Origin of the sequence: Tardiphaga robiniae (assembly GCF_013359755.1) — a bacterium.
Classification (GTDB): Bacteria; Pseudomonadota; Alphaproteobacteria; order Rhizobiales; family Xanthobacteraceae; genus Tardiphaga; species Tardiphaga robiniae.
The window spans coordinates 623,699-639,654 of sequence record NZ_JABMCJ010000094.1; the positions used below are offsets into that span (position 1 = coordinate 623,699).

The following is a 15,956-nucleotide window of genomic DNA, read 5'->3' on the forward strand; positions in this document are numbered from 1 at the left end:
TGCGCCCTGGAGACCGCGCGATGATTGGAACGTTCGATCTCTTCAAGATAGGCATCGGGCCGTCGTCATCGCATACGATGGGACCGATGAAGGCCGCGGCGCTGTTTGCCAGCCAGCTTGCGGAGCGCGGTCTGCTGAAGGATCTCGCGCGCGTGAAGGTCGAGCTGTTCGGCTCGCTGGCCTGGACCGGTCGCGGTCATGGCACCGACAAGGCGGTCGTTCTCGGTCTTGCCGGCAAGTTTCCCGAAACGATCGATCCGGAAGAAGCGGAGACGCTGGTCGATGGCGCCCGCGCGGCGGGCACGCTGCGGGTGGCCGAGCGGCGCAATGTCCCGTTCGACTTCGCCAATGACATCATCTTCGACGGTGTGACCGAGCCGCCAAACCATCCGAATACGCTGGCGCTCTCCGCCTTTAATGCGGCCGGTCATGTCCTTCACGGTGAACGCTGGTGCTCCGTCGGCGGCGGCTTTGTCGTTCCGGAAGCGCAGGTCGGCGTCGTCGGCATTGTCGAGGACGTTCCCGTCCCGCATCCTTTCAGGTCGGGCAAGCAGTTGCTCGAGATCGGTGCGAAAACCGGTCTGTCGATTGCGCAGATCGTCATGGCCAACGAGATGTCGTCGCTCCCGGCGGACGAGATCGAGCAGCGGCTCGATCGCATCATCCAGGTGATGATGGACTGCATCGATCGCGGCATGACCAAAGAGGGGCAGCTGCCGGGCGGGCTGAACGTCAAGCGCCGCGCGCCTTCGCTGCATCGGCGTCTTGTCGCCGCTGCAAGTTCGAACAGCCGCGCCCAGCATGAGGTGATGGATTGGGTCAGCCTGTATGCGATCGCGGTCAACGAGGAGAATGCGGCCGGCAGCAAGGTGGTGACGGCACCGACCAACGGCGCGGCGGGCATCATCCCGGCCACGCTTCGCTATTTCCGCGACCATTGCCGCGAGGCGTCACCTGAAAACATGCGCGTGTTCCTGCTGACTGCCGCCGCTATCGGCGCGCTGTTCAAAATGAATGCGTCGATCTCCGGCGCGGAAGTCGGCTGCCAGGGCGAGGTCGGCTCGGCCTGTTCGATGGCGGCGGCGGGACTTGCGGCGGTGCTCGGCGGCACCAATGAGCAGATCGAGAACGCGGCCGAGATCGGCATGGAGCACCACCTCGGCATGACCTGCGATCCGATCGGCGGGCTGGTGCAGGTGCCATGCATCGAGCGCAACGCCTTTGGTGCCGTGAAAGCGATCAATGCGGCGTCGCTCGCGTTGCAGGGCGACGGCACCCATGTGGTGCCGCTCGACAAGGTGATTGCGACGATGCGCGAGACCGGGCGCGACATGCAATCGAAATACAAGGAGACCTCACTGGGAGGTCTCGCTGTCAATCTGGCAGAATGTTGAGGGAAGACCATGACCCAAGCCGAACGCGAGGCATTCTTCACGACCGATCTCGCCCAAGCAGACCCAACCATCTCGTCGTCGCTGGCCGGAGAGCTCGGCAGGCAGCGTGACGAGATCGAGCTGATCGCATCCGAGAACATCGTATCGCGTGCAGTGCTGCAGGCGCAGGGCTCGGTGCTGACCAACAAATATGCCGAAGGCTATCCCGGCCGGCGCTACTATGGCGGCTGTCATTTCGCCGACGAAGTCGAGGAGGTGGCGATCGAGCGCGCCAAGACGCTGTTCGGCTGCAGCTATGCCAATGTGCAGCCGAATTCCGGCAGCCAGGCCAATCAGGCCGTCTTCATGGCGCTGATGAAACCTGGCGACACCTTCATGGGTCTGGATCTCGCCGCAGGCGGTCACCTCACGCATGGCGCCAAGCCGAACATGTCGGGCAAGTGGTTCAACGTCGTCAGCTATGGCGTTCGTCGCGACGACTGCACCATCGACATGGAGCAGCTTGAGAAGCTGGCAGTGGAGCACAAGCCGAAGGTGATCGTCGCCGGCGGCTCGGCCTATTCGCGGTTCTGGGATTTTGCAACGTTCCGCCGCATCGCGGATGCGGTCGGTGCCTACCTGTTCGTCGACATGGCGCATTTTGCCGGTCTCGTCGCCGGCGGTGCCCATCCGTCGCCGTTCCCGCATGCGCATGTCGTGACCTCGACCACCCACAAGACGTTGCGCGGCCCGCGCGGCGGCCTGATCCTGACCAATGACGAGGACATCGCCAAGAAGATCAATTCGGCGATCTTCCCGGGATTGCAGGGCGGGCCGCTGATGCATGTCATCGCCGCCAAGGCCGTGTCGTTCGGCGAAGCGCTGCAACCATCGTTCCGTCAATATGCGGCCGACGTCGTCGCCAATGCGCACGCGCTGGCGGACACGCTCTCAAAGGCCGGCTATCCGATCGTCACCGGTGGCACCGACAATCACCTGATGCTGGTCGATGTCCGGCCGAAGAACCTGAACGGCAAGCTCGCCGAGGCGGCGCTCGGGCGGGCGAACATCACCTGCAACAAGAACGGTATCCCGTTCGATCCGGAGAAGCCGACCATCACGTCGGGCATCCGGCTCGGCTCGCCGGCCGCGACGTCGCGCGGTTTTGGCGTCGGTGAATTCGAAGAAGTAGGCAAGCTCATTGCCACCGTCCTGGATGCGAATTCCGGCGCGCCAGACCAGGGAGCGCCGGAGGTCGAGGCAAAAGCACGTGGCCGTGTCGCCGAGCTGGTTGCGTCGTTCCCGATCTATCGGTCCTGATTAGGCCGCTTGATGGAGCGTGTGGGAGAGGGGCAGGCGGACGGGATATTCATCCAAGGGCTGAATGTTCACGCGCGCCAGCGCGGTGCGCGTCACCGTCCACAAGCCGCAGGTGCCGATCACGGCGATCTTTGAAGGTGTCGGCATAGAGCTGACGCGATACCGCGCCGACAGGCATCGTCAGATCGCGTGATGCAGGCGTCCGCGGATTCCGCTGCACGGCAGCCACACCGACATGTTTCCAGCCCATGGCGATCGTAGCCACACGGTCGATCCCACCACCGAGACAAGCAAAATGACGAAGAAGAGCTGGATACTCACCTTCTATTGCCAGGATCGCCCGCGCATCGTGTCGACCGTCGCGACGGCGATTTCCGATGTCGACAGCAACATCCTGGAAAGCGCGCAGTTCTGGGACAGGACGACCAACCGCCTGTTCATGCGCATTGCTTTCGAGGCGCCGGATTCGATCAGCCGGAAGACTCTGGAATCGGTGCTCAATCCGGTGTTGTCGCGGTTTGAGATGAGCGCGGTTCTGGTCGATGCCGCGTCGCGTCCCCGGCTGATCATCATGGTCTCCAAGTCGGACCATTGTCTCGAGCAGCTGCTTTATCAGGTTAAAGTCGACTGGCTGAAAGCCGAGGTCGTCGCGATCGTGTCAAACCACCGCGACTGCGAAGCGATCGCCGAGAAGGCGGGGATCCCGTATTACCACTGGCCCGTCAGCAACGAGACCAAGCCGGAGCAGGAGCGGCAACTCTATGAGCTGTATCTGAAGGAAGGCGCCGATCTGGTCATTCTTGCACGTTACATGCAGATCTTATCGAACGACCTGTCGAGCAAGCTCTATGGTCATGTCATCAACATCCACCACTCCTTCCTGCCGAGCTTCAAGGGCGCGCGGCCCTATCACCAGGCCCACGACAGGGGCGTCAAGATCATCGGCGCTACCGCGCATTACGCGACGCCGGATCTCGACGAGGGCCCGATCATCGAACAGGAGACCGAACGGGTGACGCACGCGTCGTCCTCGGACGATCTCGTCGCCGTTGGGCGCGACATCGAGTCGCGAGTGCTGGCGCGCGCCGTGCGGCTTCATCTCGAGCGTCGTGTCCTTTTGAATGGACGCAGAACGGTGGTGTTCTAGCGCCCGCAATGCGACGACGAATGCTCGTTTGAAAAGCATCGACAGGCCAAGATTTGATCTTCGCGATGAATTTTGCAGCGCAGCGGAAATCATTGTGTTTGCTACGCAAAATAGTCCGACGAGCAGTCGGCGCGCGAACCAAGAACAGGCAGTCGATATTCGGTAGTTATGACGCAATTCTACAAGCAACAGCGCGCGTGCATCCTATCTGCCGCATTCGCGGACCACTAGCGTTGCAGGCTGGATCAACCTGGAAGGATCAGCGATGGGGACGATTAGCAAGCGTGGTTTGGCCGCATTGGCCGTTGCGAGCGTGTTGCCACTGGCCTTTGGCAGCTTCAGCGCGGCCTTCGCCAAGGACAAGGTGAAGATTGCTTTCGTGGGTCCGCTGACCGGCGCTATTTCGCCTCACGGTATTGGCGGACGCAACTCGGCCGAACTGGCCGTGAAGCTGATGAATGCCGAGCCCAACACCAAATATGAGTACGAGCTCGTCGTGCTTGACGACGAATGCAAGCCCAACGTGGGCGTGCAGGTCGTCACCAAGATCGCGTCCGATCGTTCGATCATTGCCGCGATCCCGCATTACTGTTCCGCGACTGCGATTGCCACCGTCGATATCTTCAATCGCTTCAAGATGCCGATGGTCGTGTGGGCGGCAGTGCTGCCCGAAATTACCTATGCCAAGAAGTATCCGGAAGTGCACCGCGTCAGCGGCATCCTGATCGGCCAGAACCGCATCGGCGCGCAGTTCATGAAGGCACGCGGCTACAAGAAATTCGTGTCCTTCGCCGACTCCACCGACTACGGCAAGTCGATGAACAAGTACTTCACCCAGTTCACGCTCGAGAACGGTAATGAAATCCTGGGCAGCTTCTCGGTCCCGCCGGATCAGCAGGATCTGTCGGCCGAGCTGACCAAGATCAAGGAGCTCAATCCGGAGGTGATCTATTTTGGTGGCCTGACGCCGCTCGGCGCGCGCCTCCGCACGCAGATGGCCAAGTTCGGCATCAACGCGCAGTTGGAGGGCAATTCCGGCATCATGGGCGACGCGTTCGTCAACGCCGCTGGTCCGGAGCTCGCCGAAGGCACGCTGACCTTCTTCGACAGCCCGCCGCTGTCCAAGATGCCGGGCGGCAAGATGTTTGCGGATGCCTACAAGGCCGCAGGCTATTCCGAACCGCCGGAAGCTTACGGACCGTTCGCCTATGTCGCCACCCGTCTGGTCATGGAGACCATCGAGAAGGTCGGGCCGGATCGCGCCAAGGTTACCGCCGACCTCGGCGATGTGAAGGACCGTCCGTCCATCGTCGGTCCGGTCACCTTCGACGACCATGGCCAGAACATCACGCCGCTGACCACGAGTTATGTCGTCCAGGACGGCAAGTGGGTGGTCTGGGAAGAAAGCGAATACGTGTCCGGCAAGCGCAAGCTCAAGAACCTGCCGTAAGCGCGAATCGTCGGGACATCCCATGGGTATGATCGGTCAACACCTGCTGAACGGCTTGATGCAAGGAACGATCTATGGCCTCGTCGCCATGGGGTTCACCATCTTCTTCGGCGTCATGAACGTGATCAAGTTCTCGCACGGGGACGTGCTCACGCTCGGCGCCTTCGGAGGCCTGGTCGCTGTCTGGGCGGCGAACGCGCTGGGACTGTCGGTGCCGCTGCAGTTCATTGTCGCGCTGTGCGTGGCAATGGCACTGACCGCGGTGGTCGGCGCCGGCATTTCGCATTTCCTCATCATGCCGCTGCGCAATGCGCCGCCGCTCAACATGCTGCTGATGACGATGATGGTCGGTACGGCCATCCGCGAAGCCATCCGGCTGTTCTTTCCGAACGGCACCAATCCGCAACGCTTTCCGGAACTGCTGCCGGCCGGAGGCTTCAATATCGGTCCGTCGTTCTTCCGTACGGACGCTATTATTCTGATTATCGCCGGCGCCGCCTCGATCGGCGCCGTTTACTGGATCATCAACCACTCCAAATTCGGCCTCGCGATGCGGGCAGTGGCCGAAGACACCGAAACGGCTCGTGTGATGGGGATCAATTTCGGTCGCATCATCCCGCTGACCTTTGCATTGGGCTCTATTACCGCCGGCTTTGCCGGTATGATCTATGCGCTGTATTACAGCGAGATCAATTACAGCATGGGCCTGCTGCTGGCCGTGATCGGCTTCACGGCTGCGATCGTGGGCGGTCTCGGTAACATCTGGGGCGCGATCATCGGCGGCTATCTGTTCGCAGGGCTGCAGACTTTCGTCGTTGCCGCGATGCCGTCGATGAGCGACTACAAGAACGTGTTCGCTTTCGTGCTGATCATCGTCCTCATCACCTGGCGACCGACCGGGCTTCTCGCCGAACGCGGGAGCGAGCGGGTATGACGCCGACCTCTCGGACGCTTGTACGGGTGCCGGTGTGGCCGCTGTTTGTCGCTGTGGCCTTCGCTGCAGTGGCGCTCACTGCGCTGGTCCTGATCGAAAACCAGAAATTGCTCGGTGCCGCATTGGCGATTACGGCTGCGGTCTGCTTCTGCGCCGCTCGGTTCGGAGGCGTCGCCGCGATGGAAGTCGCCGCTTCGGAAAATCCCTGGCTGCTGCGTGGCCTGATAACGGTGGCCTCGCTCGCTGTCATCTTCGTGCTGCGCGACGACAATTTCGGCCTGCTGATGCTGGCAACGGTGCTGATCTACGCGACGATCTGCCTCGGCCTCACTGTGCAGATGGGCTATGCTGGCCTGACCAACTTTGCAGCCGCGGCTTTCGCCGGCACCGGCGGATATACCGCAGCGATGCTCGGACGGCAGGGCGGTCTGCCCGATGCGCTGGTTTTGGTCTGCGGCGGCTTGGTCGCGGTCTTCATCGGCTCGCTGCTCATCCTCCCGGTGCTGCGCACCCGCGGACATTACGGTGCGCTGACGACCATGGCGTTCGGCGTGATGTTTAATGTCTTTCTCGATGCGAATGACTTCTTTGGCGGTCCGCAAGGCCTGAAGCTTCCCGGCATCAATTTGTTCGGCTGGGACTTCACCAATGACATCCATATCTTCGGCCTCGTGCTGTCGTCCTATGTGAACTACGTGATCCTGACCGGTATTCTGACGGCGCTGGCGATGATCTTTGTCGGACTGCTGGACCGCTCGTGGGTCGGTGTCTGGTTCGATGTGGTGCGCCTCGATGAGACCGCAGCATCCGTTTTCGGACTAAAGATAGCTTACTGGAAAGTGCTGGCATTCACGATCGGCAACTTCCTGGCCGGCCTGATGGGGGCGGTCTATGCGAAAATGACTGGGTTCATCGCGCCCGCGAATTTCACATTCGGCGACTCGCTGGTGATGGTGTCCATCGTGATCCTGGGCGGCATAGGCAATCGCTGGGGCGTGCTGCCGGCGGCACTGATCGTCGTCCTGCTGCCCGAAAAGCTTCAGTTTATCCAGGAATACCGGCTTATCTTCTATGCCGTTCTGGTCATCGCGATCCTGACCATGCGCCCGGACGGTCTCGTGGCGCGCCGGGTCCGGAAACTGCACACGGAGACAAGCGCATGACGAGCTTGTCCAGCGACGTGCTGCTCGAGAGCCGCGGCTTGACGGTCCGTTTCGGCGGCCTGTTCGCACTTAATGAGCTGAACATCGACGTCCGCAATGGCGAAGTGCTCGGGCTGATCGGGCCGAACGGCTCAGGTAAGACCACGTTCCTCAATGTGATCAGCGGCGTCTATTCCGCAAGTGCAGGCAAGATCTTGCTGGGTGACATCGACATCACCCGCGAGAAGGCTCACAACATCTCGTCTTGTGGCCTGTCGCGCACGTTCCAGCGATCGCGCCTATGCCTGTCGCTGTCGGTGTTCGACAATATTGCGCTGGGTGCGCAGCGAACGCTGAACAATGGCCTTTGGCACAATATCGTGCAGCGGAAATCATTCGCCGCGGAAGCGCAGAAAATCGCGGATGAAGCCCGCGAGCTGCTACATGTCTTCAATCCCGCGCTGCCGGACAAGCTGTTCGATCCGGCGATCTCGCTCGGCATGATCGATCGGCGCAGGGTTGAGATCTGCCGCGCATTGATCGGCAAGCCAAAGCTTGTGCTGCTCGATGAACCGTCTGCCGGCATGACCCATGACGAGACGGATCAGGTGGTGGATGAAATTCTCGGCATCCGCAAATCGCTCGGCGGGCTCACGATCATCATTGTTGAGCACGAGATGGGCTTGATCGAACGCGTCACCGATCGCTGTGTCGTGCTGAACTACGGCAAGAAGATCTGCGAAGGCAAATTCCGTGATGTCGCGGCTGATCCTGTGGTCCGCGAAGCCTATCTGGGGCAAGCATGAGCGGTCATCTCACAGTCGAGAACATCTTCACCGCCTATGATCGGGCCGACGTGCTGTCCGGCATTTCCATCGACGTGCAGCCGGGCAAGATCACCTGTATCCTCGGTTCCAATGGTGCCGGCAAGTCGACGCTGATCCGCTCAATCCTGCGGTTGACGCCGCCGCGCGCCGGCTCGATCGCTTTCGAAGGCAAGACGCTCGACCAGATGGCAACCCATGAGATCGTCGGTCTCGGGATTGCGTGCATTCCCGAAGGGCGCCGGATTTTCGCGAAGATGACGGTCGAAGAAAATCTTCGGGTCGGAGCCTATCTCGTCAATGCAGAGAAGACGGTCAAAGCGCGCCTTGGCAAGGTGTATGAGGTGTTTCCGCGCCTGAAAGAGCGCGCCAAGCAGCTTGCCGGCACCATGTCCGGCGGTGAGCAGGCGATGGTGTCGATCGGCCGCGGAATGATGACGGATCCCAAGCTTCTGATCATCGACGAGCCATCGCTGGGCCTGTCTCCACTGTTCGTGCAGGAGAACTTCAACATCGTCCGCCGGCTCAACGAAACCGGTGTGACCGTCCTCCTGGTCGAGCAGAACGTCAACCAGACCCTCGCCATCGCCCATTACGGCTATGTGCTGTCGCAAGGCAAGATCATCGTCCAGGGCGACTCCGAGATGCTGGCAAAGAACGAGGAAGTCCAAAGCGCCTACTTCGGTGGAGCGCACTGATCAGAAAGAACGTCGCGCTAGCTGATATGGCTGCCGCATCATAACGAAAAGTCAGACTATCATCTGAAAGGAAACGTCATGTCCTCAACCATTCATGAAAACGCCATCGTCGTCGATGGATTGATCATCTCGGATTTCGGGCGTCCGGTCTTCGAGGACATGCGCAAGGGTGGATTGACCGCCGCCAACTGCACCTGCTGCGTCTGGGAAGGCTTCGAGGCCACCATGCGCAACGTGGTCAAGTGGAAGCGCTGGTTCGCAGACAACGACGACATCCTCAAGCAGGTCTACACGACCGCTGACATCCTGAAGGCCAAAGAGGAAGGCAAGACTGGCATCATTCTGGGCTGGCAGAACGTCACCGGTATTGAAGACCAGATCGGCTATCTCGGTCTGTTCAAGGAGCTCGGCGTCGGCATCATCCAGATGGCCTATAACACGCAGAACCTGGTCGGCACCGGCTGCTACGAGTCCAAGGACGGTGGCCTGTCCGACTTCGGCCGCGAGGTCGTCGCCGAGATGAACCGCCTCGGCATTCTCTGCGACCTGTCGCATGTCGGATCGAAGACCAGCGAAGACGTCATCCTCGCCTCCAAGCAGCCCGTTGCCTATTCGCACTGCCTGCCAGCCGGTTTGAAGGAGCATCCGCGCAACAAGTCCGACGAGCAACTGCGCTTCATCGTCGATCACGGTGGCTTTGTGGGCGTCACCATGTTCCCGCCTTTCCTGAAGCGCGGTCCGGCATCGACTGTGGACGATTATGTCGAGGCAATAGAATACGTCATCGATATCTGCGGCGAAAACAGCGTCGGTATCGGCACCGACTTCACGCAGGGCTATGGCCAGGAATTCTTCGACTGGATCACCCATGACAAGGGATATGGCCGCCGCCTCACCAATTTCGGCGACGTCATCAATCCCGAAGGCATCAAGACCATCGGCGAATGGCCGAATCTTACCGCCGCCATGGAAAAGCGCGGCTGGAAAGCCTCACGCATCGAGGCCGTCATTGGCAAGAATTGGGTCAATCTCCTGAAGTCCGTCTGGGGGGCTTGAGATGGGGAAGCCGCAGGTTGACATCAATGTCGATGACCAGACCGGGCGTTGGTCGGTCGACGCGACCAATATGATTCTGGTGCCGCAGCATTTCTATATGAACAACCACTTCGCCATCGAGGCGGCGGTGGGAGCTGCGGAGCTGGAGCGCATTCTGCGGCCGGCCGGCCATCGCTCGGCCTATTACTGGTGCGAGAAGGAAGCCGAATTCCACGGCATGTCCGGCGTCGATGTGTTCCGTCACTATATGCGCCGCATCACGCAGCGCGGATGGGGCCAATTTGATGTGCTCGACGTGTCGCCGGAAGCAGGGACGGCGACAGTGCGCTTGCGAAATTCGGCAATGGTTGATGGCGAGCGCCGCAACAGTGGTCGCAAGGTGTGTTACATGTTTGCGTCCTGGCTTGAGGGCTCGCTCGAATATGTTGCCGCAAGTGCCGGTCGTGAGGTCAAGTTGCGGGCGCAGGAGGTCTATTGCGAGGCTGAAGGCGCTCACGATCATTGTCTGTTCAAGGTCGAGCCGGCTTAATTTACGCTGGGGACCTCTGTAACGATAGGACGCGCCTAGGCAGGTTTCCGAATAAAGATGTGGTCGGCCGTGCCACTTCGCTTCAGCTTGGCGCCGAGTGACGGATCGACCAACTGAATGGCAGAAGCAATCTTGCCCTCTGTCTCATCCTCTGACGTGTATTCCAGCGCATGTAAATCGTGCCTGGCGTGTCGGCGCTTGAGCGTGCTGAAGCAGTTCGGCCGCAGACGTTCCGATACGTCGGTCATCAGTGTCCACGCATAGTCCTCGATCTGGAGAACGGACCTGACTTCGTCGTCCCAGCCGCAGAGCACAATCTCCATCTGCGAAAATCCGCCATCGTCGGCGGCAAACGCTGCTGCTGCTGCTTCCACCGACTCGGCGATGTCCGTCGTGCTGCCTGCAAGGATGTCCCTGATCACGACTGTGATTAGCCCGCGGCCGCCGGCGACGCCTTTCATGACGAGGTGAGCTTCCGGAGCCTGATGGCGTTCGAACCTGCGCCCCAATTGCATTTGTTCAGCGATTTTTTCCAATGGATGATCATCATTGTTACAGGCATGAGCGAGGATCGTGCTGTCGGCGCGCGGCTTCACATCATCTTTTTGCCAGTAGGTGTTTGGCAGCCAGGCGGTTTCGATCTCCCGCTGCGCATTTGTGAGCGCCCATGCCTGATCCAGCAGGAAGGACTCCGGCAGATTCGAGTGGCTGCAGGTGAGGCGCCGCCAGATGTCGAGCAGCGCTTCGGCGCGCTCGGTCTGATGGAAGAACAGCGCGCCAGTATTCATCACGCCATTCGGGCGACGGTTGACTGCGAAGTCACAGCCCAGCGCGTGCGGAAGCAGCGGAAGATTGGCGAGCCGCGCCTGAGCGTCGATCCAGAACACCGGGCGGCATGCCTGGCTCCACTGCTCGATGATGAAATCGACTTTCGACATGCCTTGCCGGGCATTGCCGGTGTCCGGTGATAACCGCGTTACGATGTGATCGAGGCCCAGCCGCTTCAGATCTACGGTAAGGCCGACATCCTCGGCCCGAGTGGCTGAGCTCTCGAATGACGAGAGGAAAAGCGTATCCTGCTTTCGATATAATCCGGTTGGCACCGCGAGCGGTTTGACGCCGCCCCACCACACCTGATGCGGTGCATCCGCGCCCTCGGCGCCAAGTGACCCGTATGCGTGTAGTTTCGACTTCAGGCCGTCGAAGGCTGGGTTCTCACCAACGAGCAAAATGACGATTGCATTCTCGTGCAGGGATTCGATCAGCGCCTGAACGCGCACAGCATGCGTCGCTTCGAACACAATGACCGCAGCGCCAGGCTGGGATACGGCACTGACGCCATCCCAGTCGACAATGCCATGGCACCGGCTCGTTACCTGACGTAAGCGTGCACGTTGAAGCGCGCCCAGTCGCGGGGCGCGCGCATGCTGCCGGAGGATATCGTCCAAGCTGTCGTTCATCGCCGCCTGTCTCGTTCGTTTGAATGCTTTGACTGATACGAACGAGTCGACGTCGTCAGGCGGATATCTCTGCGATGCGTCAGCGCAATATGCTTCTATATGTTTCAGGTCGGTGCGATTTGTTTCTACTGTGTGTATCTTCATTGCGCGTGCGCATTGAATGCACGCGATCAATGTTCTGAAACAAAAAAGATCGCGATGCGCCGCAGATGAGCGCCGCATGCAAGCGTTTTTTCTTTTTCCGACGACGCAGTCCGCTATTTTCAAATTGCGATTCGGCAAGAATTTCCCAGTGAAAGTGTGACGTTGCCACTGCCGGAGCCATCGCTGCAAAGTAGCCAGCATCGGTCTTCGATTGCTGAGTGATGTCGTATCGCTGCAGGTGTTGTCGTTGTGTGCGTAAGAATTCTTTGCATCGCTCGCCGCAGTCGATGCGATTTTTCGAGATGCTTTGATGAGTCGTTCCCATCAGGCCCGACGTGGCCGCAACAGCCAGTGTAGAAATTTCTGCCTAGTTCTAGGCAGCTTTTTCCCATCAAGTATTTGTAAAATAAGCAAAATTCATCGCCTGATCGTCGCGCGTCACCCGTTCAAGAGTGAGAGGTCGACCAGAACGGCCGTTTGTCGGCGGAGAAATGGGAGAAGGGCATGACGTACGCGCTCCAGATTGCAGACGCTGTCGAAACAATGCCGGTGCAGCTTGAAGCTGCGGAGGATTCTCTGATGCTCGACGCGTGCGAGCCAGCGGGCGATAGTGACGAAGAGCTGCTGGACAGATTAGCCGCAAATGACGAGATGGCATTCAGATGTCTTGTCGAGCGTCATATCGATCGTGCGTTTGGCGTTGCGCTTCGGCTTCTGGGCAGTCGCGCCGATGCCGAAGATGTGGTGCAGGACACGATGCTGAAGGTCTGGACGCATCGCGGGCAATGGGAGCACGGCCGCGCAAAATTCTCGACGTGGCTCTACCGGGTTGTCACCAATCGCTGCATCGATCTGCATCGTCGGCCACGCACCGACAATGTCGATGCCGTGCCGGAGCCAGCCGACATCAAGCCCGATGCATTCAGCACGATGCAGCGCGATGAGGTGGCGAAATTGCTGGAGGCGGCGATGCAACGTCTGCCTGAGCAGCAACGTGTCGCGGTGATCCTGTCCTACCATGAAAACATGAGCAACGGCGACATCGCCGAAGTCATGAACACGACTGTGTCGGCGGTCGAGTCGCTGCTCAAGCGCGGGCGGCAGCAGCTGCGCGAAATTCTGCGCCGCCATGAGCCAGACATCCTGCACTCGTTAAGCGATTGCTAACTATAAATTCCCAGCCCCGAAATAAACCGCGCCTGAATTGTGAAGGCCATTCCGTTTAGCGAATGGACGGGGGCTGGCCTGCGTCCAGAGGTCCCCGATCGGTCCGCATCCGCGGCCACATTCAAGGAGCAATTTAATGCCCGTTATTTCAACCAACACCGCGGCCAATTCTGCAGTCCGTTACCTGAATATCAACTCGTCGCAGATGTCGAGCTCACTCTCAAAGCTGTCGAGCGGCTCGAAGATCACCCAGGCATCCGACGACGCCGCCGGTCTCGCGATTTCGACGCGCATTTCATCCGACGTCACCACGCTGCAGCAGGCCGCAACCAACGCCTCACAGGCGACCTCGATCCTGCAGACAGCGGATGGCGGCGCCTCGAACATCAGCGACATTCTCTCGCGTATGAAGTCGCTGGCATCGCAGTCCTCCTCGGCGACGGTGACCGACAGTAGTCGCGCCTATCTCAATTCGGAATTTACCGCATTGAGCGATCAGATTGACAGTATCGCGACCGGCACGCGCTATAGCGGGCAGAGCCTGCTGGATGGTACCAGCGCATTCGCCGCGGGTGCGTCCGTTCTGGTAGGCTCGACGTCGGCCGATACGATCACCGTGAAACTCGACGATCTCACCTCTGCCACGTTGGGTGTCGATACGCTCGATGTCAGCACGCAGGCCGGCGCCACTGCAGCCATCGACGCGCTCGACACTGCCATCGATACGGTCTCCGCCGCCCGCGCGACGATCGGTGCGCAGGAATCGCGCTTCAATTTCAGCGCCAGCTCGATCTCGACGCAGTCCCAGAACCTGCAGGCCGCTAATTCCGCGATCACCGACGTCGACATCGCAGCCGAGCAGGCCAAGCTGTCGTCTTCGCAGGTCAAGGTGCAGGCTGCGGTCGCCGCAGAATCGTCGGCGAACCAGATGCCGCAATATCTGCTGAAGCTGCTCGGCTAAGCCGCAGCAATCGCGAGCCGGCGGCGACGCCGGCTCGCACTCTCGTGCAGGAAAGTAAGGTGGCATGGCGACGGTGACGAGTTCGACTTCCGCGGCAGCAACCGCGGCCTTGGCGACGACCACCTCCGGCACGAAGACGACGACCAGCGTCGATTGGGACGCCTTGATCGAGGCGCAGGTTGCCACCAAGACGGCAGCCGCGACCACGATCCAGACCAGTATCACCGCGAATGAGGCCAAGATCTCGGCCTATCAGCAGTTGCAGACGCTGCTTACGACGCTGACGACCGACACGACCTCGCTCTCCAAGTCGATCGTCAATTCACTGTCGTCGAGTGCTTATGGAGCGCGATCGGCGACCATTACATCCACTGGCGACGTCAGCGCCAGTTCTGCCGTCTCGATGGCCATCAGCAACGGCGCGGCGACCGGCGATCACACGCTCACGGTGACCCAGATCGCCACAGCCCACAAGGTGATCGGCACCGCCGTCGCCGACAAGAGCGCGGATCTCGGTCTGACCGGCACTTTCTCGATCGGCCTGGAAGGCGGCACCAGTGCCGATATCTCGGTCACCAGCGGGATGACGCTGGAGGATCTCGTCGATACGATCAATGCACAGACGTCCACGACGAACGTCCAGGCCTCGATCATCCAGATCTCGAGCAATCAGTACGAGATGATCCTGTCTGCAACCAAGGATAATGCGGATATCACCACCAGTGTCGTGTCGGGCGACGATGTGCTCACGACCTTGGGCGTGACAGATAGTTCCGGCGCGTTCACCGACGTGCTGCAGGAATCGCAGCCCGCAATTTTCAGCGTCGACGGCATTACGCTGACGCGCGACACCAATAACATCACAGACGTACTGAGCGGCGTCTCCTTTAGTCTGCTGCAAAGCACGCCATCGGGATCGACAGTCAAGATCAGCATCGATGTCGATACAAGTTCGATCCAGACTGCATTGCAGCAATTCGTCACGTCCTACAACGCTGTGCGCGACTACGTAACCACGCAGCAGACGCTGTCGTCGAGTGGAACCGCAGACACGAGTGCGGTGCTGTTCGGCGACGGCACCATGCGTAGCGTCACGACGCAGATGGAGCAGGTCCTGAACTCCATCGTGGGCGATCTGTCGATGAGCGATCTCGGCCTGTCGTTCTCGGACACGAACGATCTTGTGCTCGATACGAGCACGCTCGCCACAACCCTGGCCGACAATATTGACGGTGTCATCGCGCTCCTCGCCACCAAGACCACGAGTTCGTCGGCGGCGCTCGCGGTTGTCAATACAAGTTCATCGCCGCCATCGTCCTTCGTGATGGATATTGCGGTCGATAGCTCCGGTGCATTGTCGGTCTCGGTGGGGGGAGACAGTTCGCTGTTTACCGTGTCCGGCCGAACGATCATCGGAAAGGCCGGCACGATCTATTCCGGCATGGCCTTCAGCTACAGCAGTACGTCATCGGCATCGGTGACCATCACGTCGACCATCGGGATTGCGGCGCAGATCAACGCGATCTCGAGTGCCGCATCGAACAAGACCAGCGGTTCACTGCAGGATCTGATCACCAATTTACAATCCCAGGATGACCGGATGCAGCAGCAGATCGATGACATCAACGAGCGCGCCGCGATCTATCGTACAATGCTGACCACCCAATACGCCAAATATCAGTCGGCGATCTCGTCGGCCAATTCCACCCTGGATTATCTGTCCGCCCTTCTCAACGCGTCGAGTGATTAGT

At 60.0% G+C, this 15,956-nt stretch carries 16 protein-coding genes; 14 read left to right on the forward strand and 2 right to left on the reverse strand.

The features are described from left to right. The first annotated feature begins 20 nt into the window (after window positions 1-20). The 11 genes from HP556_RS29285 to HP556_RS29330 all read left to right on the forward strand — a co-directional run bounded on the left by HP556_RS29285 (window position 21) and on the right by HP556_RS29330 (window position 10,473). Window positions 21-1,394, forward strand: a complete 1,374-nt coding sequence (locus tag HP556_RS29285) for an L-serine ammonia-lyase (protein WP_175369497.1) — start codon at window positions 21-23, stop codon at window positions 1,392-1,394. Window positions 1,395-1,403: 9 nt separating this feature from the next. After that, window positions 1,404-2,693: a serine hydroxymethyltransferase gene (glyA, locus tag HP556_RS29290; RefSeq protein ID WP_175369498.1), complete on the forward strand. Its 1,290-nt coding sequence runs from the start codon at window positions 1,404-1,406 to the stop codon at window positions 2,691-2,693. Between the two features lie 64 nt (window positions 2,694-2,757). Next, window positions 2,758-2,886 (forward strand): dihydroneopterin aldolase, encoded by a 129-nt coding sequence (locus HP556_RS30365; RefSeq protein ID WP_246297932.1) that lies wholly within the window; start codon window positions 2,758-2,760, stop codon window positions 2,884-2,886. A 102-nt stretch (window positions 2,887-2,988) separates the two neighbouring features. Next, entirely contained in the window at window positions 2,989-3,840 is an 852-nt protein-coding gene (purU, locus tag HP556_RS29295; RefSeq protein WP_175369499.1) for a formyltetrahydrofolate deformylase, read from the forward strand. Between the two features lie 265 nt (window positions 3,841-4,105). Continuing rightward, window positions 4,106-5,290, forward strand: a complete 1,185-nt coding sequence (locus HP556_RS29300; protein ID WP_175369500.1) for a branched-chain amino acid ABC transporter substrate-binding protein — start codon at window positions 4,106-4,108, stop codon at window positions 5,288-5,290. A gap of 22 nt (window positions 5,291-5,312) precedes the next feature. After that, window positions 5,313-6,224, forward strand: coding sequence for a branched-chain amino acid ABC transporter permease (locus HP556_RS29305; protein ID WP_068737795.1), 912 nt, complete (start codon window positions 5,313-5,315; stop codon window positions 6,222-6,224). Continuing rightward, entirely contained in the window at window positions 6,221-7,387 is a 1,167-nt protein-coding gene (locus HP556_RS29310; protein ID WP_175369501.1) for a branched-chain amino acid ABC transporter permease, read from the forward strand. The genes HP556_RS29305 and HP556_RS29310 overlap by 4 nt, the downstream gene beginning before the upstream one ends. Further along, entirely contained in the window at window positions 7,384-8,172 is a 789-nt protein-coding gene (locus HP556_RS29315; protein ID WP_120287827.1) for an ABC transporter ATP-binding protein, read from the forward strand. Before HP556_RS29310 ends, HP556_RS29315 begins: the two co-directional genes overlap by 4 nt. After that, window positions 8,169-8,888: an ABC transporter ATP-binding protein gene (locus tag HP556_RS29320; RefSeq protein WP_089266582.1), complete on the forward strand. Its 720-nt coding sequence runs from the start codon at window positions 8,169-8,171 to the stop codon at window positions 8,886-8,888. The genes HP556_RS29315 and HP556_RS29320 overlap by 4 nt, the downstream gene beginning before the upstream one ends. A gap of 78 nt (window positions 8,889-8,966) precedes the next feature. Further along, window positions 8,967-9,944, forward strand: a complete 978-nt coding sequence (locus HP556_RS29325) for a dipeptidase (protein WP_175369502.1) — start codon at window positions 8,967-8,969, stop codon at window positions 9,942-9,944. A gap of 1 nt (window position 9,945) precedes the next feature. Then, on the forward strand, window positions 9,946-10,473 hold the full coding sequence (locus HP556_RS29330) for a 4-vinyl reductase (RefSeq protein ID WP_175369503.1): 528 nt from the start codon (window positions 9,946-9,948) through the stop codon (window positions 10,471-10,473). Window positions 10,474-10,508: 35 nt separating this feature from the next. Here HP556_RS29330 and HP556_RS29335 read toward each other — a convergent pair whose 3' ends face one another. Together HP556_RS29335 and HP556_RS29340 are read right to left on the reverse strand one after the other, a co-directional pair. Continuing rightward, window positions 10,509-11,933 (reverse strand): hypothetical protein, encoded by a 1,425-nt coding sequence (locus HP556_RS29335; protein ID WP_175369504.1) that lies wholly within the window; start codon window positions 11,931-11,933, stop codon window positions 10,509-10,511. A 79-nt stretch (window positions 11,934-12,012) separates the two neighbouring features. Beyond that, window positions 12,013-12,402, reverse strand: a complete 390-nt coding sequence (locus HP556_RS29340) for a hypothetical protein (RefSeq protein WP_175369505.1) — start codon at window positions 12,400-12,402, stop codon at window positions 12,013-12,015. A 179-nt stretch (window positions 12,403-12,581) separates the two neighbouring features. On the opposite strand from HP556_RS29340, the gene HP556_RS29345 reads away from it, so the two are divergent. The 3 genes from HP556_RS29345 (at window position 12,582) to fliD (ending at window position 15,955) form a co-directional block, all read left to right on the forward strand. Continuing rightward, entirely contained in the window at window positions 12,582-13,244 is a 663-nt protein-coding gene (locus HP556_RS29345; protein WP_175369506.1) for an RNA polymerase sigma factor, read from the forward strand. 136 nt (window positions 13,245-13,380) lie between these two features. After that, window positions 13,381-14,205, forward strand: a complete 825-nt coding sequence (locus HP556_RS29350) for a flagellin (protein WP_089266590.1) — start codon at window positions 13,381-13,383, stop codon at window positions 14,203-14,205. A 64-nt stretch (window positions 14,206-14,269) separates the two neighbouring features. Beyond that, window positions 14,270-15,955 (forward strand): flagellar filament capping protein FliD, encoded by a 1,686-nt coding sequence (fliD, locus tag HP556_RS29355; protein WP_120287832.1) that lies wholly within the window; start codon window positions 14,270-14,272, stop codon window positions 15,953-15,955. Window position 15,956 lies beyond the last annotated feature (1 nt).

Excerpts from the sequence above, each read along its gene's own strand:
- HP556_RS29325 (WP_175369502.1), top strand. The coding sequence starts at position 8,967 with ATGTCCTCAACCATTCATGAAAACGCCATCGTCGTCGATGGATTGATC.
- HP556_RS29300 (WP_175369500.1), top strand. The coding sequence starts at position 4,106 with ATGGGGACGATTAGCAAGCGTGGTTTGGCCGCATTGGCCGTTGCGAGC.
- HP556_RS29305 (WP_068737795.1), top strand. The coding sequence starts at position 5,313 with ATGGGTATGATCGGTCAACACCTGCTGAACGGCTTGATGCAAGGAACG.
- HP556_RS29320 (WP_089266582.1), top strand. The coding sequence starts at position 8,169 with ATGAGCGGTCATCTCACAGTCGAGAACATCTTCACCGCCTATGATCGG.
- HP556_RS29340 (WP_175369505.1), bottom strand. The coding sequence starts at position 12,402 with ATGGGAACGACTCATCAAAGCATCTCGAAAAATCGCATCGACTGCGGC.
- glyA (WP_175369498.1), top strand. The coding sequence starts at position 1,404 with ATGACCCAAGCCGAACGCGAGGCATTCTTCACGACCGATCTCGCCCAA.
- HP556_RS29315 (WP_120287827.1), top strand. The coding sequence starts at position 7,384 with ATGACGAGCTTGTCCAGCGACGTGCTGCTCGAGAGCCGCGGCTTGACG.
- fliD (WP_120287832.1), top strand. The coding sequence starts at position 14,270 with ATGGCGACGGTGACGAGTTCGACTTCCGCGGCAGCAACCGCGGCCTTG.
- HP556_RS29335 (WP_175369504.1), bottom strand. The coding sequence starts at position 11,933 with ATGAACGACAGCTTGGACGATATCCTCCGGCAGCATGCGCGCGCCCCG.
- HP556_RS30365 (WP_246297932.1), top strand. The coding sequence starts at position 2,758 with ATGTTCACGCGCGCCAGCGCGGTGCGCGTCACCGTCCACAAGCCGCAG.
- HP556_RS29285 (WP_175369497.1), top strand. The coding sequence starts at position 21 with ATGATTGGAACGTTCGATCTCTTCAAGATAGGCATCGGGCCGTCGTCA.
- purU (WP_175369499.1), top strand. The coding sequence starts at position 2,989 with ATGACGAAGAAGAGCTGGATACTCACCTTCTATTGCCAGGATCGCCCG.
- HP556_RS29330 (WP_175369503.1), top strand. The coding sequence starts at position 9,946 with ATGGGGAAGCCGCAGGTTGACATCAATGTCGATGACCAGACCGGGCGT.
- HP556_RS29310 (WP_175369501.1), top strand. The coding sequence starts at position 6,221 with ATGACGCCGACCTCTCGGACGCTTGTACGGGTGCCGGTGTGGCCGCTG.
- HP556_RS29345 (WP_175369506.1), top strand. The coding sequence starts at position 12,582 with ATGACGTACGCGCTCCAGATTGCAGACGCTGTCGAAACAATGCCGGTG.
- HP556_RS29350 (WP_089266590.1), top strand. The coding sequence starts at position 13,381 with ATGCCCGTTATTTCAACCAACACCGCGGCCAATTCTGCAGTCCGTTAC.